Raw genomic sequence first — 19,394 nt, 5'->3', positions numbered from 1 at the left:
GCCGGTGGACAGCACATCATTGCGGAAGAGCAAGGCCGCCGCCTGGGAGTTCCTCCAGGGGCTCGGCAAGACGTTCATGCTGCCGGTCGCCCTGTTGGCGTTCTGCGGCATCATCCTCGGCGTCGGCTCGTCGCTCTCCAGCGACGCCGTCACCGACAACCTGACCTTCCTCAAGGGCGAGGGCTTCCATCTGGTCTTCACCTGGATGGCCAACACGGGGCAGACGGCCTTCACGTTCCTGCCCGTGCTGTTCGCGATGGCCATTCCGCTCGGCCTGGCCCGCGAGGACAAGGGGGTCGCCGCGTTCTCCGGGTTCGTCGGGTACGTGGCGATGAACCTGGCGGTCAACTTCTTCCTCACCGCCAAGGGCGTCGACCTGGAGGACAAGGAGGCGATCGCGCACTACGGCATCGCCGACGTCCTGGGCATCCAGTCGATCGACACCGGGCTGCTGGGGGCCGTCGTGGTCGGCGTCGTCGTCTCGGTGCTGCACCGCCGCTTCCGGACCCAGCGGATGCCGGACGCGCTGGCGTTCTTCGGCGGGCTGCGCTTCGTGCCGATCGTCTCGACGCTGGTGCTGAGCGTGGCCGGGCTGCTCGTCCCGCTGGTGTGGCCGACGTTCAACGGGTGGATCAGGGACCTGGGCGAGGCCATCGGGCACACCGGGGTGTTCGGGCCCTTCTTCTTCGGCGCCGGCGAGGTGCTGCTGCGCCCGGTGGGGCTGCACCACATCCTGGTGGCGATGTTCCGCTTCACCGACGTGGGCGGCGCGGGCACGGTCTGCGGCGAGCACGTCAGCGGCGCGCTCAACCTCTTCTACGCGCAGCTGAACTGCGACGCCGCCGCGAACGGGGACGTGACCTCGGCGACCCACTTCCTCTCGCAGGGCAAGATGGCCGCCTACCTGGGCGGGCTGCCCGGTGCCGCGCTCGCCATGTACCACTGTGCGCGGCGCGCCATGCGCCCCGAGATCAAGGCGCTGCTGATCTCGGGTGTGGTGGCCTGCGTGGTCGGCGGGATCACCGAGCCGCTGGAGTTCCTGTTCCTGTTCATCGCGCCGTGGCTGTACCTCCTGCACGCCGTGCTGGTGGGGCTGGGCTTCCTGACGGCGGCCGTGCTGGGCGTCTTCATCGGCAACACCGACGGCAACGTCATCGACTGGTTCGTCTTCGGGGTGCTCCAGGGCACGACCACCCGGTGGTACCTGGTGCCGGTGATCGCGGCGGTGTGGTTCGCGGTGTACTACTTCCTCTTCCGCTGGGCGATCCGGCGGTTCGACCTCAAGACGCCGGGACGGGAGGCCCCGGACGAGGGAGAGGGCGAGGACGAGGACGAGGGAGCGGACGAGGCAGCGGACGGGGGTGCGGTTGTCCCGGAGCGGGCTGAGGGGGCGGAGCCGGTGGCGGCGAAGCTGGTCGCGGGCCGGTACGATCCCGCGGCGCTGCTGGACGCGATCGGTGGACCCGACAACATACGCACCCTCGACAACTGCATCACCCGGCTGCGGATGACCGTCGAGGACGCCGCACGGCTCGACGAGGCGCGGCTGAAGAAGCTCGGTGCCGTCGGCGTCGTCACCCTCGATCCGCACACCGTGCAGGTCGTCATCGGTCCGCAGGTCCAGTCGGTCAAGGACGCCATCGAGGGGCTGCTCCCCGGCGGGAGGAGCGCGTGAGCGGGGCCTACGACTTCGACCGGGTGGTCGAGCGGCACGGCACCTGGTGCACGCAGTGGGACTACGTGCAGGACCGCTTCGGGGTGCCGGGGCTGCTGCCGTTCACCATCTCCGACATGGACTTCGAGACGGCCCCCGAGGTGCTGGAGGCGCTGCGGCGGCGGCTCGACCACGGGGTGCTGGGCTACTCGCGCTGGCGCCAGTCGGACTTCCTGTCCGCCGTCACCGACTGGTACGCGCGGCGGTACGAGACCGACGTCGACCCCGACTGGGTGGTCTACGGGCCCTCGGTGGTCTACCAGGTCTCGCAGCTGCTGCGGCTGTGGTCCGGGCCCGGGGACGGCGTCGTCGTGCACACCCCCTGCTACGACGCCTTCCCCAAGGTGCTGGCCGCGCACGAGCGGGAGTTGCGCGGCTGCCCCGTCGGGGACGCGGCGGCGCTGGAGCGGCTGCTGGCGCTGCCCGACACCCGGGTGCTGCTGCTGTGCTCCCCGCACAACCCCACGGGCCGGGTGTGGAGGGAAGGGGAGCTGGCGCACATGGCGGAGCTGTGCGCCCGCCACGACGTGGCGGTGATCAGTGACGAGATCCACGCGGACCTCGCCCATCCGCCGCACCGCCACAGGCCCTGGGTCCGCCACGGCGCGGGGCGCTGGGCGGTGCTGAACTCCGCGTCGAAGTCGTTCAACATCCCGGCGCTCACCGGGAGCTACGGCATCGTGCGGGACGAGGCGTCGCGGCAGGCCTACCTGCGGGCGCTCAAGGACGCGGACGGGCTGTCCTCACCTGCCGTGCTCTCCCTCGTGGGGCACATCGCCGCCTACCGCGAGGGCGAGCGGTGGCTGGCACAGCTGCGGGACTACGTGCACGGCAATCTGCGCATGGTCGCCGAGCGCCTGGCCGACGCCTTCCCCGGCCTCGGCTGGGAGCCGCCCGAGGCCGGCTACCTGGCCTGGATCGACCTGCGCGGCCTGAGTACGGCGCCCTTCGACGACGAGGCGCTGCAACGGGAGCTGATCGAGACCGAGAAGGTCGCCGTCATGCCGGGGACGGCGTACGGGGCGCCCGGCTTCGTGCGGCTGAACGTCGGCTGCCCCCGCTCCAAGGCCGAGGCGGGCATCGACGCGTTGGTCGCGGCGCTGCGCCGGGTGTGCTGAGGGACGGCGGGGGTCCGGGGGACGGGGGGAGCCCGCCCTGGACGGGTGCCGGGTGGGGGACACTGGGGCTCATGGCCATTCACGAGAACCTGCTCGGGGGTCCGCCCCCGACCCATCTGCCCGACGATCCCGAGCCCCGCGAGCTGCTCGCCGCCGGGACGGCGCCCGCCGAGGTCGCCGCGCAGTACCCGACGTCGTCGCTGGCGTGGGCGCAGCTCGCCGACGACGCGTTCGAGGCGGGCAACGTCGTCGAGTCGTACGCGTACGCGCGCACCGGCTACCACCGGGGTCTGGACGCGCTGCGCCGCAACGGCTGGAAGGGGCACGGGCCCGTGCCGTTCGAGCACGAGCCGAACCGGGGCTTCCTGCGGGCGCTGCACGCCCTCGCGCGGGCCGCGCAGACGATCGGTGAGCAGGAGGAGTACGAGCGGTGCAGCTCCTTTCTGAAGGAGAGCTCCCCCACGGCGGCCTCCACTCTGGGCTGAGCGCGGCCGGTGCGGCGCGGCCCGTGGTGGGGCGCGCCTGAGCTGGGCCGGTGTGCGGACGGCGGCGGTGACCTTGCCGCCGCCGTCACCTCGCGCGCATGATGCGTGGTGGGCCGCGTGAGGCCCGAGGGGACCGGGGCTCCGACGTCTATCCGGAAGGGGCGGACCGCTACCCGGAAGCACAGCGAGTGGAGACAGCGATGTCACACGACCCCGATGCCCCGGTCCTTGAGTTCGGCGGCACCACGCCCTATGAGGACTACGTACAGGCGGACGTCCTCACCCACCTCCAGCACCCGCTCTCCGACGACCCGGGCGAGATGGCGTTCCTGGTGACCACGCAGGTGATGGAGCTGTGGTTCACCCTCCTGGTGCACGAGTGGCAGACGGCGGCACGCAAGCTGCGGGAGGACGACCTGGAGGCCGCCGCGGCCGCCCTGACGCGCTCGACGTACGCGATGGCCTCGCTCAACGCCTCCTGGGAGCCGCTGGCCCATCTGACCCCCGCCCAGTTCAACTCCTACCGCTCCGCGCTCGGGGACGGGTCGGGGTTCCAGTCCGCGATGTACCGGCGGGTGGAGTTCCTGCTGGGGGAGAAGTCCGCCTCCATGCTGGTGCCGCACCGCGGGTCGCCGCGGGTGCACGCCGAACTGGAGAAGGCCCTGCACGAACCGAGCCTCTACGACGAGGCGCTGCGGTTCCTCGCCCGGCGCGGTGAGGACATCCCCGAAGCGGTCCTCCAGCGCGACCTCACGCGCCGGTACGAGGCCGACCCGGGCGTCGAGGCCGTGTGGGTACGCGTCTACCGGGAGGGCGCGGGGTCGCCCGCGCACCGGCTCGGTGAGGCCCTGACCGAGGTCGCCGAACTGGTGTGGCGCTGGCGCAACGACCACCTCGTCGCCACGCGGCGGGCCATGGGGGCCAAGACGGGGACGGGCGGCACGTCCGGTGTGGCCTGGCTGGAGAAGCGGGCCGCCAAACAGGTCTTCCCCGAGCTGTGGACGGCGCGCAGCCATGTCTGACCTCGCCGCGGGCGAAGCGCGGGACGCGGCGCAGAACGAGGTGGCCGCCTCCCTCGACGCCGCCGACCCCCTCGCGCCGCTGCGTGAGCTGTTCGTGCTCGACGGCGGCACCGTCTATCTCGACGGCAACTCGCTCGGCGCCCTCCCCGCCCGGGTGCCGGGGCGGCTGGCCGAGGTGGTCTCCCGGGAGTGGGGGCAGCTGGGCATCAGGTCGTGGACGGAGGCGGGCTGGTGGGAGATGCCGCAGCGGGTGGGGGAGCTGATCGCCCCGCTGGTCGGTGCGGGACCCGGCCAGGTCGTCGTCGGCGACTCGACGAGCGTGAACGTGCTCAAGGCCGTGGTCGGTGCCGTGCGGATCGCGCGGGAGCGGGATGCCGGGCGTCATCCGGGGCGGGACGAACTCCTGATCGACGAGGCGACGTTCCCGACGGACGGCTACATCGCCGCGTCCGCGGCGCGGCTGACGGGATGCGCGGTACGTCCCGTCGCCGCCGCACAGGTGCCCGAGGCGGTGGGGCCGCGGACCGCCGCCGTGCTGCTCAACCACGTCGACTACCGCACCGGCACCCTCAACGACCTGCCGGCGCTGACGGCGGCCGTGCGGGAGGCGGGCGCCGTCGGCGTGTGGGACCTGTGCCACAGCGCGGGCGCGCTGCCGGTGGGGCTGGACGCGCACGGGGTGGACCTCGCCGTGGGCTGCACCTACAAGTTCCTCAACGGAGGGCCGGGCGCCCCCGCGTTCTTGTACGTGCGCTCCGCGCTCCAGGAGCGGTTCGATTCGCCGCTGCCCGGATGGGCCTCGCACGCCGACCCGTTCGCCATGGACCCGGCGTACACGCCGGCAGCGGGCGCGGCACGCGGCCGGGTCGGCACGCCGGACATCCTGTCGATGGCCGCGCTGGAGGAGGCGCTGACGGTCTGGGACGGGGTGCGGATCGAGGACGTGCGGGCCAAGTCGCTGGCGCTCACGGACTTCTTCCTGCGCTGCGTGGCGGCGTACACGGGCGCGGGCGCCGAGGTCGCGGTGCGGTCGCTGACGCCCGCCGAGCACGCCCGGCGCGGCAGCCAGGTCGCGCTGCTGTGCGACCCGGCGGAGCGGGCCGAGGGGGTGATGGCCGAGCTGATCGGGCGCGGCGTCGTCGGTGACTTCCGGCGCCCGGGTGTCCTGCGCTTCGGGTTCACCCCGCTCTACACTGCGTTCCAGGACGTGGAGCGTGCCGCGCGCGTCCTGGGCGAGGTGATCGGGGGACCACGATGAGCCAGGACGAGTGCAAGGCGCTGCTGGCACTTGCGCCGGCGCCGCCCGAGCGCCAGGTGCGCTACGGGGAACACCCCTCCCAGGTCGTCGACCTCTACGGACAGGGCGCCCCGGGTCCCCGCGTCGTCCTGCTGCACGGCGGATTCTGGCGCGAGGAGTGGGACCGCACCCATCTGTCGCCCTTCGCCGCCGCGCTGGCGGGGCAGGGCATGTCGGTGGCCCTGGTGGAGTACCGCAGGGTCGGCGGGGGCGGCGGCTGGCCCGCCACGGCCGAGGACGTCGACGCGGCGCTCGACCACCTGGGGGCCCCGCCCAGCGTCCTGTTCGGGCACTCCGCGGGCGGCCAGTTGGCGCTGTGGGCCGCGGCGAGGCGGCAGCGGGCCGCGGGCCGTGTCGTCGTGGTCGCCCCGGTGGCCGACCTCGCGCGCGCCCACGAGCTGCGTCTCGACGACGGCGCGGTGGCGTCCTTCCTCGGCGGCCAGGACGCGACCGACAGCGCGACCGACAGCGCGACCGACAGCGCGCTGGACGACGCCGATCCGATGCGGCTGCTGCCGCGCGTCCCGGTGGAGGTGCTGCACGGCACCACCGACGCCGAGGTGCCGATCGAACTGTCGCGGCGGTACGCGAACAATTGGGGCGGCCGGCTGCACCTGATGCCCGGCGTCGGGCACTACGCGCCCGTCACTCCGCGCACCCCGGCGTTCGACGTGGTGGTGCGGTCGCTGCGCTAGCGAAGCTCGGTCGCCTCGCGGCCCCGCCTTCGGCCCCGCACGCCTTCGGCCCCGCCCCAGGCGGGGCCGAAGGCGTGCGCGGCGGTCGGGTCGCGGCCCGAGCGGTGCTCGGCGTCAGTCCAGCTCGAGCTCGCCGATGTTGGCGCCGGTGTTGAAGTTGTCGACCTCGTTGTCCGAGATGTTCGTGTACTTGAACTGCTTGACGACGTTGGTGTCGTTGTCGCTCTTGTTCTCGTGCTTGCTCAGGACGTGGTCGCTGAAGTCGTAGGCGGCCGAGGTCCAGTTGTGGTGGTCGCCGGCGAAGGCGGTGCCCGCCGAGCCGAGGACGGCGGCGGTCGCCAGGACGGCGGCGGCGGTCGCGGTGCGGATGCGCATGAGTGCTCCTTGCGGTCGGGGCGCGCGGTCTCGCGCGGGGTGTGCGCTGTGCGCGAGACCTCTTCCACACCCCGCAGCAAAACGATCATCATTAATCCGCACGTGCCGGTGGCGTACGCCGCACGGGCGCTTCCCGACGAGGCGGGCCGTAGGATGCGGCGGGGGCCACGTGAACCTCGCGGCGCCTGTGGGGCGTCCCCTCCGGTATGGAAGAGCAGCAGCGGACCGGCACGGTCCCGGCCGGTGTCACCCTCGGCCTGTTCGCGGCGTGGGCCCTGCACGACGCGGAGGAGACGGCCATGATGCCGCACTGGATCCGCACGCACGTTCCCGAGCTGCGGAAGTCGGCGCCGCGTGTACCGGAGGCGGTGTGGACGCGGCTGGAGGCGACGGACGGGCGGCGGTTCGCGGCGGCCGTCGGCGCGATGGCCGTCCTCGTGGGAGCGGCCGCCGCGGAAGGACACCGCACGGGCGGACGCAGCGCCACCTACCAGACGGCGCTGGGCGCCTTCGGCGCGCACGGCGTCGTGCACCTCGCGCAGGCCGCCGCCACCCGCAGCCTCACCCCGGGGGCGCTGACCTCACCGCTGGTGGTCATCCCCTTCACCGCCTGGGCCCGCGGAAGGCTGCGCGCGCAGGGGATCCTCCGGCCGACGAGGCCGCGCGACATCGCCGCCGGTGCCCTCGGGGCCGTCGCGGCGCTGGCGGTCTCCCACGGGGTCGCCCAGCTGCTCGTGCGGCGGCGCTGACGGCAGCGGGAACCCCCGGGAGCCGGAGCGCAGCCGGTCCCCCAGCGCGCAGCCGCCGACCGCCACGGCGAGGAACGTCGCCGCGCCCGCCAGCAGCGCCGTCTCGTAGTACCCGCCGCTCGCCACCCGCGCCGCCGCGTACCCGGCGACCGCACCGCCCAGTACGGCACAGCACAGCACCGAGAGCAGACGCCCCGCACCCGTGCCGCTCTCGGCCAGGGTGTCGCGCAGCGCGAGGCCGGCCGCCACCGAACCCAGGACGAGCCCCGCGGCGGCGGCCAGCGCCGGGGTGCCGAAGGTGACGCCGTAGCGGACGGCGAGCGCCGGAGCGAAGAAGAGGACGAGGAACCGGCGCAGGGCGTGGCCGAGGAAGACGACGGCGGGCCCGGGGGGCGCGCCTGCTCCCGGTCCGGGGTCCGTGCTCGCCCCCGGCCCGGGGGCGGTGCGGGCCGCCCACCGCCGGTCGCCCAGGCGGCACGCGGCGAGCACCGCCGCGCAGGCGGCGGCGAGCGGCAGCCGGTCGTCCAGCCGGCCCAGGTTGTAGAGCAGCAGCGTGTCGTAGGCGAGCAGGACGAGCCCGCCGAAGGCGGCGAGGGAGCCGAGGAACAGCAGCAGGCGCACCGCCGGCAGCGGGGGCGGCGGTGCCGCACCGGCGGGCCCCCAGCGGCGGGCCAGGGCCGCCAGCGCGGGCGGGGTCACCAGCGCGGAGGCGCAGCGCACGGCCAGGTCGTCGAGGGTGTAGGGGTTGTGCAGGTCCCATTCGACGGCGCAGAAGACGGCGGTGTAGGCGAGCGCGGCCACCACCAGCAGGGGCGAGCGCAGTACCCGGCGGCACAGCGGCGGGTCGAGCCAGCGCAGCACCACGGCGAACGCCAGCAGCACGAGCGGCAGTTCCAGGGCCGCCTGGACGCGCAGCACGCAGACGGCGAGGGCGTGCGGCCAGGGCCAGTGGGTGACGAGCCATCCCAACGGGCCGCCACCGTCCGGCAGGTCGAACCAGCCGGGCGGCAGGTAGCGCGCCACGAAGGCGGGGTCGCCGCCCCGGACACGCTCCATGTACACCACGACGGCCACCTGGTTGACCAGCACGAGACCGGTCACCATCCCCAGCCATGCGAGCGGCCCGGGCAGTCGGCGCCCCGCTGCCCCGGGGCCGACCGGCGGCCCCGGCCGCCGGTCCCGGACCGCGAGGGCGAGCGCCAGTACGACGGAGATGAGGACGGCGCCGTCCACGGTTGCCTGCATGGCGGCTCAGCGTACGTAGTTCTTCAAGACCTCGGTGTCCAGACGGATGCCGACGGGCTCGGGGAGGGCGACCTGTTCACCGAACGCGGCGGTGTGCAGATCGCGGTAGCGTCCGGCGTTCGGGTCGGGGTTCGTGTGCACGACGACCTCGCCCGCGCCCCGGTCGACCAGGAGGTAGACCGGGATGCCGACAGCGGCGTAGGCGGCCGGTTTCTCCTGCCGGTCGCGCTGGTTGGTGTCCGAGTCGTACGACGTGACCTCGACGGTCATCAGTACGCCGTCGGGGTCGGCCCATTCGCCCTGCCCGGCGAAGTGGGCGATGGGCGCGAGCGAGCCGTCCGGACGCACTCTTCCCTTGCGGTAGCCACCGGCCTTCAACCCTTGCGTGGGGTGCAGGTCGAGATCCGGGCGCGCCTGCATGCACTGCCTGAGCAGCCACATGGTGATCGTCTCGTGATCTCCGTCTGCCACGACCTTCTCCCCGATCCGTCCGCCGATGAACTCCAACGTGACGGTCTCGGGAGTGGTGGACGCGATCCGTTCGAAGTCCTCCACCGACATGTGAGACGTGCGCTCGGCCATAACCGTCATGCTGCCCCTCCTTCCAGGCGAAAGCCAGTGTCAGCCGTGAGGCGGCGGGGCGGCGGGGGTTTCCGGCGGATACACCCACACGGGTGAGGTCGGTCGCCCTGGTATGCGCGTAGCCGCACGGTCGGGCGGACCGTGCGGCTACGGGCGGGCGGGGCCCGGGAAGGGCGGGGGCTCAGAGGAAGGAGTTGACCTGGATCGTCTCGTCGCGGCCCGGGCCGACGCCGATGGCGGAGATCGGGGCGCCCGACATCTCCTCCAGGGTCTTCACATACGCTTGCGCGTTCTTGGGCAGGTCGGCGAAGGTCTTGGCCTTGGTGATGTCCTCGCTCCAGCCGGGCAGGTACTCGTAGACCGGCTCGGCGTGGTGGAAGTCGCTCTGGTTGTAGGGCAGTTCCGTGGTGCGCTCGCCGTCGATGTCGTAGGCGACGCAGACGGGGATCTGCTCCCAGCCGGTGAGCACGTCGAGCTTGGTGAGGAAGAAGTCGGTGAGCCCGTTGACGCGGGTGGCGTAGCGGGCGATGACCGCGTCGAACCAGCCGCAGCGCCGGTTGCGGCCCGTGGTGACGCCGAACTCGCCGCCGATGGTGCGCAGTGCCTCGCCGTCGTCGTCGAACAGCTCGGTGGGGAAGGGGCCCGCGCCGACGCGGGTCGTGTACGCCTTGAGGATGCCGATGACCCGGTTGATCTTCGTCGGCCCGACGCCGGAACCGGTGCAGGCGCCGCCCGCTGTCGGGTTGGAGGAGGTGACGAACGGGTACGTGCCGTGGTCGACGTCCAGCAGGGTGCCCTGCCCGCCTTCGAAGAGGACGACCTTGCCCTCGTCGATCGCGTCGTTGAGGACCAGTGTGGTGTCGGCGACGAAGCCCTTGAGGTGCTCGGCGTAGCCGAGCAGCTCCTCGACGACCTGCTCGGCCGAGATCGCGCGGCGGTTGTAGAGCTTGGCCAGCACCTGGTTCTTGAAGTCGAGCGCCGCCTCGACCTTCTGCAACAGGATCGACTCGTCGAACAGGTCCTGGACCCGGATGCCGACGCGGTTGATCTTGTCGGCGTAGCTCGGGCCGATGCCGCGCCCTGTGGTGCCGATGCGCCGCTTGCCCAGGAACCGCTCGGTCGTCTTGTCGAGCGTCTCGTGGTACGGCGTGATCAGGTGGGCGTTGCCGCTGACCAGCAGCTTGGAGGTGTCGACACCGCGCTCGTTCAGTCCGCTCAGCTCGGAGAGCAGGACCGAGGGGTCGACGACGACGCCGTTGCCGATGACCGGGGTGCAGCCGGGGGAGAGGATCCCGGACGGGAGCAGGTGGAGCGCGTACTTCTGGTCGCCGACGACGACCGTGTGGCCGGCGTTGTTGCCGCCCTGGTAGCGCACCACATAGTCCACGGAGCCGCCGAGCAGGTCGGTGGCCTTTCCCTTGCCCTCGTCACCCCACTGAGCACCGAGCAGCACAAGTGCGGGCACAGGCGTACACCCCTTTCGGGTGGGGCATGTCCCACGTGCGTGGCGCGTATCGCCATCGCGAGAGCCGCAGGTCGGTACCCCGGATAGAGGAAGCCCCTGGCGCAACAGCGACAGGGGCTCTTGCACCGAGAGATTACCGAACAATTCTCCCGGGTGACGAACAGGGGAGTGCACCGACTCGGACGGACGTACGAACGCGTACCACCTCAGCACACGCCGGAAGCTTCCGGAAACCGGGGTCGACCCCCCGGTCCCGGGCCCGGTCCTCCGGAGCCCCGGCCCCGGGGCCGGGGCTCCGGAGGACCGGTTCGGTTCAGGAACGCACGGACTCACCCGTACGCACGGATTCACGAGGAAGGATCGTGGTGTCGGCTCCAGATCCCGCGAGGCCTCCGGCGCACCCCCGCGCCCCGTCGCCGTCCCCCGCGCAACCCGCCCCAAGACCGCCCGGACGGCCCCCGGCACGCCCGCCCGCCCCCTCGGCGGAGCGTCGCCGGACGAGAGGCCCGGGGACGAGCCCCGCGGCGGGGGAGACGGGGACGAGCCCGGCGGCCGGAGGCCCGACGCCGCGCCACCCGCGGACCGACGGGCGCGGCGCCCCGCAGGCGGACGGGGCGGCGGCCGCTCCGCTGCTCGTGGTCGTCGACCCCGTCGCCCGCAGCACGGACGGCGAGTCCGTACGGATCGCCCGCGACGTGCTGCGGGCCGGAAGCCCCGGGATGAAACTGAGCCTGCCCGAAGGGCCCGACGCGGTGGCGCGGGCCCTGGCCCGGCGCGGCGGGCGCAGACCCGTCCTCGTCGGCAACGACCGCGCCCTGCTGCGCGCCGTGCGGCTCCTGCACCACGAACGGGCGCTGGAGCGGACGGCGCTGTCGGTGGTGCCGGTCGGCAACGGCCCCTCGATCGCCCTCGCCCGGAGCCTGGGGCTGCCGCTCGACGCGGTCTCGGCCGCGCGGACGGTGCTGCGCGGGACCGCGCGGGCGCTGGACCTCCTGGTGGACGACGAGGACGAGGTCGTTCTCGGAGGGCTGCGCCTCGAACGGGGCGCCGCACCCGCCGCGCCGGCCCCGCCCGCCGCCGCGGCGACCTCCCCGAGCGGGACGGTGCCGCTCCCGCCGCCCTGGCGGCGGCTGTGCCACTCCCTGGCGCGCACGGTCCTCGCCGGGGGCGCCCGCGCCGCTGGCGGGCCGCACCAGGCGGCGGACGGGCCGGGCGCCGCGCCCCTCCCCCACCGGCTGCGCGTGGTGGCCGACGAGACGTTGCTGACCGGTCCCGACCGGCCGGTGACGGAGCTGGCGGTGCGTACGGAGCAGGGCACCGGGTGGGCGGAGGTCGTCGTCCAGCCCGCCCACGCGGGGGTGCCCGCGCGGGCGCGGGCGCGCACCGTCACGGTGGCGGCGCCCGGCGGCGAGGGCTTCCGCTACCGCCCCGACACCCAGCCGCCGAGCGCGCCCGTCCCCGCCCGCACCTGGACGCTCAGCCCCGGAGCCTGGCACCTGGTCCTGCCGGCGGACTGATGCGGACTGACGCGGACTGCCGGCGGACCGACGGCTCGAGCGGTCGCCGTCCGCCGGGGCACGGGGAGCGTCAGTCCCGCTGCCGCTCGTGCCAGCGCTGCAACATCTCCTCCAGCTCCCGCTGCATGAACCGGAGGAACTCGGCGCTCTCTGCCAGGCGGCGGCCGCCGGGGGAGTCGCCGCCGAGGGCGTCGGCGCCGGTGGTCAGGGTGGTCTGCCAGCGGTTGAGGAGGTTGTCGCGGCTGAGCAGGCTCGTGTACCAGACGTCGTGGTGCAGCAGGTAGCGCTCGCGCCGCGAGCCGGGGTCGCGCTGCCGGCTGACCATCCCGACCTGGGAGAGGTAGCGCACGGCGCCGGAGATGGCGGCCGGGCTGGCCTGGAGCCGCCGGCCCAGTTCGGCGGAGGTGAGGGCGCCCTCCTCGGAGGCGAGGAGGCAGGCGAAGGCGCGGGAGGCCATGCGCTGCATGCCCGCCTCGGTGAGGTCGGCGGCGAACCGTTCGACGAACGGGGAGGCCCGCTCCTCGTAGTCCCGCAGCCGGGAGCCGGTCTCCTCGCCACCGGTCTCCTCGCTTCCGGTCTGCCGGGTGCCGGCCTCGCCGGCTTCCTGTGTGCCGTTCTCCCGGGTGCGGGTGCCGGTCTCGTCCCTCGCGTCGTCAGCCACGTCGGTCAGCTTCTCCCACCATGCGTGCCCAGCTGCTTGTCCGCCCTGGTCAGCGGTTCCTCCCGAAGACCCTAACGCTTCCTTAACTTCACAAATTTGTGAAGTGAGCGTAGTTTCCGAAACATGACCGCCGCTACCACCGTGACCGCGCCCGCCACCACGGCGCTCTCCGTGTCCGGGCTCGTCAAGACCTTCGGCGCGACCCGCGCCCTCGACGGGCTCGACCTCCAGGTCGCCACCGGTGAGGTGCACGGCTTCCTCGGCCCGAACGGCGCCGGGAAGTCGACCACCCTGCGCATCCTGTTGGGCCTCCTGCGCGCCGACACCGGAACCGCCAGGCTGCTGGGCGCCGACCCCTGGGACGACGCCGTCGCCCTGCACCGGCGCCTCGCCTACGTCCCCGGCGACGTCGAACTGTGGCCGGGCCTCACCGGCGGTGAGGCCATCGACCTGCTGGCGCGGCTGCGCGGCGGCATCGACGCGGCCAGGCGCGCCGAGTTGGTCGAGCGCTTCGACCTCGACCCGACCAAGAAGGGCCGCACCTACTCCAAGGGCAACCGGCAGAAGGTCGCCCTCATCGCCGCGCTCGCCTCCGACGCGGAGTTGCTGTTGCTGGACGAGCCGACGGCGGGCCTCGATCCGCTGATGGAGGTCGTCTTCCAGGACCTCGTCCTCCAGGCCAGGAACGAGGGGCGCACCGTCCTGCTCTCCAGCCACATCCTGTCCCAGGTGGAGAAGGTGTGCGACAGGGTGAGCATCGTCCGGCTCGGCAGGGTCGTCCAGTCCGGGACGCTCAGCGAGATGCGGCACCTGACCCGTACGACCATCGAGGCCGAGATCGATCCGACCCGGCACCGGGAAGGGGGCGCCCACCCCGCTTCCGGGCTGGCCCGCCTGCCCGGCGTCCACGATCTGCGGACGGAGGGCGCCCGCGTGCGCTTCTCCGTGGACGGCGCCCATCTGGAAGCGGCGGTGCGCCATCTCGGCGACCTCGGCGTCCGCAGCCTCAACAGCCATCCGCCGACGCTGGAGGAGCTGATGCTGCGCCACTACGGCGACGAACTGGCCGCCACCGGGCACGGCACCACCACGGACGGGACCACCACCCCGGACGTCTCCCGCACGGACACCGCCCGCACGGACGCCTCCGCGGACCTGGGCCGCACGGACGCCGGTACGGAGGGCGGCTCGCGATGAGTGCCGTCACCGACGCCGCCCCGCGCGACGAAGGGCTCCGCCGCCGGGAAGCGGGCGGGACGCCCGGCGGCAACGCGCTCGCGGGCACCGGCGTCCTCTTCCGCTTCGCGCTCCGCCGCGACCGGCTCCGCCTCCCCGCCTGGGTCCTGGCCGCCCTCCTCGTGACCCTGTCGGGCGTCCGGAAGGCGGCCGATCTGGCGCCGGACGCCGCGGCCTTGGGGCACCAGGTGCCCCCGGAGGCCGCCGACATGAGCGAGACGCTGCGCGGACCCGCCATGCTCGCCATGACGGGGCCCGAGCACTACCTGACGCACTTCACCCCGGCCTCGGTGCTCAGCATGCTGATGATCGGCTACGGGGCGCTCCTCGTCGGGCTGATGAGCGTGCTCACCGTCGTGCGGCACACCCGCGCCGACGAGGAGAGGGGCATCGCCGAACTGCTGCGCTCCGGCGTCGTGGGACGGCACGCCACCCTCAGCGCGGCCCTCGCCGCGGCGGCCGTGGCCGACGTGGCGCTGGGCGCGCTGTTCGCCCTCGTGCTCCCCGCCGTCGGACCGGCCGGCGTCACCGGCGGCGGCGCGCTGCTGTACGGGGCCGCGCACGCGGCCGTGGGGCTGGTCTTCGCCGGGGTCGCCGCCGTCACCGTGCAACTGTCCGCACACGCCAGGGCGGCCGGCGGCATGGCGCTCGCCGTCCTGGGCGCCGCGTACGCGCTGCGCGCGGCGGGGGACGTGGGCTCAGGAACCGTCTCGTGGCTGTCGCCGATCGGCTGGGCCCAGCGCACCTACCCGTTCGTCGACGACCGCTGGTGGCCGCTGCTGCCCGCGCTCGCGCTGGCCCTCGCCACGGCCGCCGCCGGATACGTGCTCTCCACCCGGCGCGACGTGGGGGCCGGCGTGCTGGCCGCCCGGCCGGGCCGGCCGGGCGCCTCCGCCGCGCTCGCCCGGCCCCTCGGCTTCGCCCTGCGGCTGCACCGCGGGCTGCTGGCCGGATTCTGCGCCGCGCTGCTGCTGCTCGGCGCCATGTACGGCTCCCTGTTCGGCGGCGTCGACGACATGCTCAAGGACCTGGACGACGTCAGGGAGGCCATCACCAGGGGGGCGCCTGACGGGCGGAGGCGGGGAGAGGGCGGTTCCCTCGTCGAGGCCTTCGCATCCACGATCATGCTGGTGGTCGCCGTCGTCGCCTCCCTGCACGTGGTGATGGCCGCGCTGCGGCCCCGCGCGGAGGAGACGGCGGGCCGTGCCGAGCCGCTGCTGGCCACCGGACTGTCCCGTACCCGCTGGTTCGGCTCGCATCTGGCCCTCGCGCTCGGGGGCGGCACCGTGGTGCTGCTGGCCGGCTCCCTCGGACTCGGCCTGGCGGGGAGCGCCTCCGCGGGGGACAGCGGCCTGGTCTGGCGGCTGCTGGGCGCCGGGCTCGGCTACGCGCCCGCGCTGTGGGTCACCGGCGGTGTCGCCGCCCTCCTCTTCGGCTGGGCTCCGCGGGCGACGGCGCTGGCCTGGGCCGTACCGGCCTACGGCTTCGCCGTCGGCTACCTCGGCAAGCTCCTCGACCTGCCCGGCCGGCTGAACGACCTCTCCCCCTTCGGGCACGTCCCCCAACTGCCGTCCGCCGACATGCGCTGGACACCCGTCGTGCTGTTGACCCTGGTGGCCGCGGTCTTGGTCGCGGCGGGCCTGGCGGGCTTCCGCCGCCGCGACCTCGACACGAAGTAGCACACCGGCCGCACCGCACCGCCGGGGCCGGGCGCACCGCCCGGCCCCGGCGGCGCCGGGCGGGCGCGGGGGCCGTTCAACCCTGCCGTACGTAACGCATGATCACGCCTTGGGGGAACTCGCGGAGCAGGGAGCCGCCTTCGAAGCGCAGGGTGGAGGAGTCGCCGACCTCGCAGGCGCCGCGCGACGCGGAGCGGTCCACGTCGGGGGGCCCGATGCGGGTCGGCCCCCGCTCGTCGCCCATGGCGAAGAGGTCCACTCGCGCCTCGCAGTGCTCCGCGCCCTCGGAGACCATGCTCAGGCCGCGGTCCTCGGAGTCGTCGGCGCCGATGGACAGCGTCTGGGTGCCGCCGTCGGACAGCGGCCTGCCCCACTGGCCGATCAGGTCCTCGGGGACCCGCTCGGGGGTGGCGACCTTGTGCAGCGTCGCGGTACGGCCCGCGGCCCGCCACCGCAGCGTGCCGTTTGAGGCGGCCTTCAGCGTGTGGACGCCGATCGCCGAACAGCGCCCCTCGGGAACGCTCTTGACCACCTTGGTGTCCAGCCGGATGCCCGCCTCGTCACCGCCGTCGGCGCCGCCCTGCGGGGAGGCCGCCTTGGCGAGTTTGCCGTCGCTCTTGCACTCGTAGTCGGCGCCGAGGCTGGTGCTGTTGGCGACGACCTCGCCCTCCTTGCCCTTGGTGATGTGGAAGCGGCGGTGCTGGCCGTTGGGCTTACCGTCCCGTTCGACGGCGCCGACCCAGGTGCCCAGGTAGGCGTCGGGAACCTCGAAGGCCGCCCGGTCGCTGCCGCCCCGGCCGCCGCTGTCGGACGATCCGAGCCCGGCGCTCGCGGCGGCGATCCCCGCCCCCGCCAGGACGAGTGCCGCGGCGGCGGCGACCAGTACGCGGCGCCCGCGCCGCACGCGGCGGGGCGGCGCGCCCTCGCCCGTGCGACCCGCCTGCGACAGTACGGACGTCTCCGGCTCAGCGGCCTGCGGCCCCGCTGCTGCGGGCCGCGTCACCGCGCCTGTGCCGGTGACCTGCTCCGTGCCCGTGACCTGCTCCGTGCCCGTGGCCGGCTCCGGGCCCGTGCGGCCCGCACCCCGGCCCGCCGGTCCCGACGGCGGCTCCGGCGCCGATGCCGGATCAGGCGCGCCGCCGCCGTGCACGCCCGAGCCGGCCGGCGGCGTGTCCGTGTCCAGCAGCCGCACGGCCTCCCGGCCCAGTTCGGCCAGCAGTCCGGCGGGCAGCCACGGCGGCGCCGAGGCGCCGACCGCCACCGGCTGCACCCGGGAGACGATCTCCTCGGGGGCCGGCCGGGCGGCGGGGTCCTTGGCGAGGCAGTCGGCGATCAGCTCCCTGAGCCGCGCGCCGTCTCCCGCCGGGCCCTCGCCCGGGCCGCCGTCCCCGCCCAGGCCCGCCAGGTCGGGTTCCTCGGAGGCGATACGGAACATCACCGCGTGCACCCCGCCCGCACCGCCGCTCCCGCCGAAGGGCGGGCGGCCCGTCGCCGCGTAGGCCAGGACGGCGCCCAGGCAGAACACGTCGCTGGCCGGGCTCAGCCGGCCGCCGGTGATCTGCTCGGGCGACATGAAGCTGGGGGAACCGACGACCATGCCCGTGCTGGTCAGAGTCGACTCGGGCACCTCGTCCAGGGCGCGCGCGATCCCGAAGTCGATCACCCGGGGGCCGTCGATCGTCAGCAGGACGTTCGAGGGTTTCAGGTCGCGGTGGACGATGCCCACGCCGTGGATGTCGAGCAGCGCGGAGGCCAGCCCGTAGGCCAGGACGCGGACGGACTCGTGCGGCAGCGGCCCGTGCCCCTGCCGGGCCGGCTCCGGCGAGCCCTCCTGCGCTCCGGCGGAGACCACCTGGTCGAGGCCGGGCCCGGCGATGTAGCCGGTCGCCACCCAGGGGGTGTCCGCCTCGGTGTCGGCGTCCAGCACGGGCGCCGTCCACCGGGCGCCGACCCGCCGCGCGGCCTCGACCTCCAGGCGGAACCTGGCGCGGAACGAGGGGTCGGCCGCCAGTTCGGACTTCACCAGCTTGACGGTCACGGTGCGGCCTCCGGACGAGCGCCCCAGGTACACCCGGCCCATGCCGCCCGCACCCAGTCTTCTCAACAGCCGGTAGCCGCCGATACCGACCGGGTCCTGTGGCAACAGGTCCGCCATACGCCGCCCGCCCCCTGTAACTGATAGGTCGTGGTGACCGATGGGTCGCCGTGAGGCGATGGCCGTCCGTCTGTGGCTGGTCGTCTCCGACTTCACTCTCGCCCACGAAGGTCACGGCCGGGCTGCCGATGGGCTTCGCTTTGATGTGGCGGGCCACGCGCGGGCTCCCGTCGAGCTCCGCGGGGCTCACCGTCTCACAGGGAGGGCTTCCATCGCCTCCGAGAGCCGCCGCAGTGCTTCGGCGACGCGGGCGAACTCGGCCTCGCCGCCGAGTGCCTCGCACAGGTCTTCGGCCAGTTCCTGGTGCCCGTGCGTGGTGCGGGTGACGGCTGCGCGGCCCTCCGCCGTGGGGGTGAGGAGCTTGGCGCGGCGGTGGGCCGGGTTGGGTTCGTAGGCGGCGAGCCGGCGCTCGACCAGGAGGTCGGCGACGCGCTGGACGCTCTGTCGGGTGAGGCCCATGGCCCGGGCTATGGAGGAGACGGGGAGCGGTTCACGCAGGACGGCGCCGAGGACCTGCCACCACGCCGCGGTCAGTCCCACCGGGCGGGCGATCGTTTCGGAGGCGGCGAGGAACTGGCCGCCCAGCCGGAAGACGGCCGGCGCGGTGTCGCTCAGCAGCTGGGCCACGGTCCTGCTCGGCGGCTCCGCCTCACGGGGGGCCGCGCTCACGCCGTCGATGTCCCGGCCGTCGCCCGTGCCTTCCCCGCCGCCCGCACCTCGGCCGTCGCTCACGCCCGTGCCGTCGCTCACGCCCGTGCCGCCGCGAAGACGGCGTACGCCTCGGGGTCCGAGTGCTGGTACAGCCGGAAGAAGGCGTCCACGACGGGTGCGTCGAAGGTGCCCAGGCGGGTGAGGACCTCCCGGGCGAAGGCGACGGGTTCGGTCGGTCCCGCGGTGATCAGGTCGCCGTCGGTGACGGCGTCGGCGTCGCGGTAGTGGGCCGCGCCCCGGTAGCCGTTGGCCGCCTGGAGGAACTCGGGTGCCGCGCTGGTGTGCGCCCGTTCGTCGAGCAGTCCCTCGTCGGCGAGTCCGAGGACCGCTCCGCAGATCGCGGCGACGGGCACGCCCTCGTGCAGGAACTCCCGTGCCGTGTAGGCGAAGTCGGCCAGCTCGCCGCCGCTCCAGCCGTCGGCCCCGGGCAGGATCAGCATCCTGCTGTCGGCCGGGCGGAGGGTGTCGAGGGTCATGTCGGGCTGCACGCGCAGCCCGCCCCTGGTCACCACGGGAGCGCCGGTGAGGGCGACGGTGCGTACCTCGCCCGGGAGGTGGGCGACGGCGTGGCCGTACTCCCAGTCGGCGAGGGTGTCGTACACGGCGAGGTGGACGGTCATGGCGGCCTCCGCGGGCGCTCCGTAGGGATGACAGCACCCTGTCGTCATGTCAGCATGCTGTCAAGAGT

Annotated in this window: 17 protein-coding genes; 10 read left to right on the top strand and 7 right to left on the bottom strand. The window is 74.0% G+C overall.

Annotation, left to right across the window (positions count from 1 at the left end):
* The first annotated feature begins 4 nt into the window (after positions 1–4).
* The 6 genes from malX to DTL70_RS13850 all read left to right on the top strand — a co-directional run bounded on the left by malX (position 5) and on the right by DTL70_RS13850 (position 6,331).
* A complete protein-coding gene (gene malX, locus DTL70_RS13875; protein WP_281278682.1) occupies positions 5–1,675 on the top strand; it encodes a maltose/glucose-specific PTS transporter subunit IIBC in 1,671 nt (556 codons plus the stop codon).
* Entirely contained in the window at positions 1,672–2,832 is a 1,161-nt protein-coding gene (locus tag DTL70_RS13870; RefSeq protein WP_114022196.1) for a MalY/PatB family protein, read from the top strand. The genes malX and DTL70_RS13870 overlap by 4 nt, the downstream gene beginning before the upstream one ends.
* A gap of 71 nt (positions 2,833–2,903) precedes the next feature.
* Entirely contained in the window at positions 2,904–3,317 is a 414-nt protein-coding gene (locus DTL70_RS13865) for a DUF3151 domain-containing protein (protein WP_114022195.1), read from the top strand.
* 200 nt (positions 3,318–3,517) lie between these two features.
* Positions 3,518–4,339, top strand: a complete 822-nt coding sequence (locus DTL70_RS13860) for a tryptophan 2,3-dioxygenase family protein (RefSeq protein ID WP_114022194.1) — start codon at positions 3,518–3,520, stop codon at positions 4,337–4,339.
* Positions 4,332–5,597: a kynureninase gene (gene kynU, locus DTL70_RS13855; RefSeq protein WP_114022193.1), complete on the top strand. Its 1,266-nt coding sequence runs from the start codon at positions 4,332–4,334 to the stop codon at positions 5,595–5,597. Before DTL70_RS13860 ends, kynU begins: the two co-directional genes overlap by 8 nt.
* Positions 5,594–6,331: an alpha/beta fold hydrolase gene (locus DTL70_RS13850; protein ID WP_114022192.1), complete on the top strand. Its 738-nt coding sequence runs from the start codon at positions 5,594–5,596 to the stop codon at positions 6,329–6,331. Before kynU ends, DTL70_RS13850 begins: the two co-directional genes overlap by 4 nt.
* A gap of 114 nt (positions 6,332–6,445) precedes the next feature.
* Here DTL70_RS13850 and DTL70_RS33240 read toward each other — a convergent pair whose 3' ends face one another.
* On the bottom strand, positions 6,446–6,706 hold the full coding sequence (locus DTL70_RS33240; protein WP_147266778.1) for a hypothetical protein: 261 nt from the start codon (positions 6,704–6,706) through the stop codon (positions 6,446–6,448).
* A gap of 206 nt (positions 6,707–6,912) precedes the next feature.
* Between DTL70_RS33240 and DTL70_RS13840 the strand changes: the two genes are divergently transcribed.
* Positions 6,913–7,455, top strand: a complete 543-nt coding sequence (locus DTL70_RS13840) for an HXXEE domain-containing protein (RefSeq protein WP_114022190.1) — start codon at positions 6,913–6,915, stop codon at positions 7,453–7,455.
* Positions 7,456–8,706: 1,251 nt separating this feature from the next.
* Here DTL70_RS13840 and DTL70_RS13835 read toward each other — a convergent pair.
* Entirely contained in the window at positions 8,707–9,291 is a 585-nt protein-coding gene (locus DTL70_RS13835) for a Uma2 family endonuclease (RefSeq protein ID WP_114022189.1), read from the bottom strand.
* Between the two features lie 172 nt (positions 9,292–9,463).
* On the bottom strand, positions 9,464–10,747 hold the full coding sequence (locus DTL70_RS13830; RefSeq protein ID WP_114022188.1) for an adenylosuccinate synthase: 1,284 nt from the start codon (positions 10,745–10,747) through the stop codon (positions 9,464–9,466).
* A 635-nt stretch (positions 10,748–11,382) separates the two neighbouring features.
* Here DTL70_RS13830 and DTL70_RS13825 point away from each other — a divergent pair.
* On the top strand, positions 11,383–12,264 hold the full coding sequence (locus DTL70_RS13825; protein WP_181860918.1) for a diacylglycerol kinase catalytic domain-containing protein: 882 nt from the start codon (positions 11,383–11,385) through the stop codon (positions 12,262–12,264).
* 70 nt (positions 12,265–12,334) lie between these two features.
* On the opposite strand, the gene DTL70_RS13820 is transcribed toward DTL70_RS13825, so the two are convergent.
* Positions 12,335–12,799 carry a GbsR/MarR family transcriptional regulator gene (locus tag DTL70_RS13820; protein WP_245979359.1) on the bottom strand — a complete coding sequence of 155 codons (465 nt, stop codon included), beginning with the start codon at positions 12,797–12,799 and terminating at the stop codon, positions 12,335–12,337.
* Between the two features lie 249 nt (positions 12,800–13,048).
* Here DTL70_RS13820 and DTL70_RS13815 point away from each other — a divergent pair, with 249 nt between their 5' ends.
* Both DTL70_RS13815 and DTL70_RS13810 read left to right on the top strand, forming a co-directional pair.
* A complete protein-coding gene (locus DTL70_RS13815) occupies positions 13,049–14,122 on the top strand; it encodes an ABC transporter ATP-binding protein (protein ID WP_114022187.1) in 1,074 nt (357 codons plus the stop codon).
* Positions 14,119–15,840, top strand: coding sequence for an ABC transporter permease (locus DTL70_RS13810; protein WP_114022186.1), 1,722 nt, complete (start codon positions 14,119–14,121; stop codon positions 15,838–15,840). The genes DTL70_RS13815 and DTL70_RS13810 overlap by 4 nt, the downstream gene beginning before the upstream one ends.
* A 76-nt stretch (positions 15,841–15,916) precedes the next feature.
* Here DTL70_RS13810 and DTL70_RS13805 read toward each other — a convergent pair whose 3' ends face one another.
* From DTL70_RS13805 to DTL70_RS13795, 3 genes are all read right to left on the bottom strand, one after another.
* Positions 15,917–17,995, bottom strand: coding sequence for a serine/threonine-protein kinase (locus tag DTL70_RS13805; protein ID WP_114022185.1), 2,079 nt, complete (start codon positions 17,993–17,995; stop codon positions 15,917–15,919).
* A 186-nt stretch (positions 17,996–18,181) separates the two neighbouring features.
* Positions 18,182–18,664, bottom strand: coding sequence for a MarR family winged helix-turn-helix transcriptional regulator (locus tag DTL70_RS13800; RefSeq protein ID WP_425470363.1), 483 nt, complete (start codon positions 18,662–18,664; stop codon positions 18,182–18,184).
* 77 nt (positions 18,665–18,741) lie between these two features.
* On the bottom strand, positions 18,742–19,326 hold the full coding sequence (locus tag DTL70_RS13795; protein WP_114022184.1) for a DJ-1/PfpI family protein: 585 nt from the start codon (positions 19,324–19,326) through the stop codon (positions 18,742–18,744).
* Positions 19,327–19,394 lie beyond the last annotated feature (68 nt).

This window comes from Streptomyces diacarni (assembly GCF_003323715.1).
In the GTDB taxonomy this organism is placed as follows: domain Bacteria; phylum Actinomycetota; class Actinomycetes; order Streptomycetales; family Streptomycetaceae; genus Streptomyces; species Streptomyces diacarni.
Note: the sequence above shows the minus strand (reverse complement) of the source record. Positions and strands in the feature narration are given on the sequence as shown.

Bases quoted from the DNA above. Each gene is read 5' to 3' on its own strand.
- DTL70_RS13865 (WP_114022195.1), top strand. From the start codon at position 2,904: ATGGCCATTCACGAGAACCTGCTCGGGGGTCCGCCCCCGACCCATCTG.
- DTL70_RS13860 (WP_114022194.1), top strand. From the start codon at position 3,518: ATGTCACACGACCCCGATGCCCCGGTCCTTGAGTTCGGCGGCACCACG.
- kynU (WP_114022193.1), top strand. From the start codon at position 4,332: ATGTCTGACCTCGCCGCGGGCGAAGCGCGGGACGCGGCGCAGAACGAG.
- DTL70_RS13850 (WP_114022192.1), top strand. From the start codon at position 5,594: ATGAGCCAGGACGAGTGCAAGGCGCTGCTGGCACTTGCGCCGGCGCCG.
- DTL70_RS33240 (WP_147266778.1), bottom strand. From the start codon at position 6,706: ATGCGCATCCGCACCGCGACCGCCGCCGCCGTCCTGGCGACCGCCGCC.
- DTL70_RS13840 (WP_114022190.1), top strand. From the start codon at position 6,913: ATGGAAGAGCAGCAGCGGACCGGCACGGTCCCGGCCGGTGTCACCCTC.
- DTL70_RS13835 (WP_114022189.1), bottom strand. From the start codon at position 9,291: ATGACGGTTATGGCCGAGCGCACGTCTCACATGTCGGTGGAGGACTTC.
- DTL70_RS13815 (WP_114022187.1), top strand. From the start codon at position 13,049: ATGACCGCCGCTACCACCGTGACCGCGCCCGCCACCACGGCGCTCTCC.
- DTL70_RS13810 (WP_114022186.1), top strand. From the start codon at position 14,119: ATGAGTGCCGTCACCGACGCCGCCCCGCGCGACGAAGGGCTCCGCCGC.
- DTL70_RS13805 (WP_114022185.1), bottom strand. From the start codon at position 17,995: ATGGCGGACCTGTTGCCACAGGACCCGGTCGGTATCGGCGGCTACCGG.
- DTL70_RS13795 (WP_114022184.1), bottom strand. From the start codon at position 19,326: ATGACCGTCCACCTCGCCGTGTACGACACCCTCGCCGACTGGGAGTAC.